The organism is Tsuneonella flava (assembly GCF_002870965.1).
GTDB classification, from domain to species: domain Bacteria; phylum Pseudomonadota; class Alphaproteobacteria; order Sphingomonadales; family Sphingomonadaceae; genus Tsuneonella; species Tsuneonella flava.
The window spans coordinates 1-359 of record NZ_PHSO01000027.1 but is presented as its reverse complement, the minus strand read 5'-3'; the positions used below and the strand labels follow the sequence as shown (position 1 = coordinate 359).

At 66.6% G+C, this 359-nt stretch carries 1 pseudogene; it reads left to right on the top strand.

From position 1 onward, the window contains the following. A pseudogene (locus CV013_RS15425) lies at nt 1-359 on the top strand (conjugal transfer protein TrbE); the annotation flags it as partial.

Below are 359 nucleotides of genomic sequence, written 5' to 3'. Positions count from 1 at the left end.
GCCGATCAGGTGAGCCGGGCCGAACGGGCGCTCCTCGAGCGCGATGTTCCGCAGCAAGGACGCGACTGGCGGCAGGAACTGCGGGCATTCGTCGCCGAGACCGACCGGGTGCTCGATCTGCTGGCCGGCTTCATGGCCGAAGTCAGAGCGCTCGACGATGCCGAGACGCTGACATTCCTTCATGGCACCATCTCGACAAAGCGGCACGCCGTGGCAGTCCCGGGATCGCCGATCTATCTCGACGCCCTGCTGGTCGATACGCCCTTGTCGGGCGGCATCGAACCGATGCTGGGGGACCAGCATCTGCGGACCGTCACGGTCATGGGTTTCCCCAACGCCACCCGGCCGGGCATTCTCGA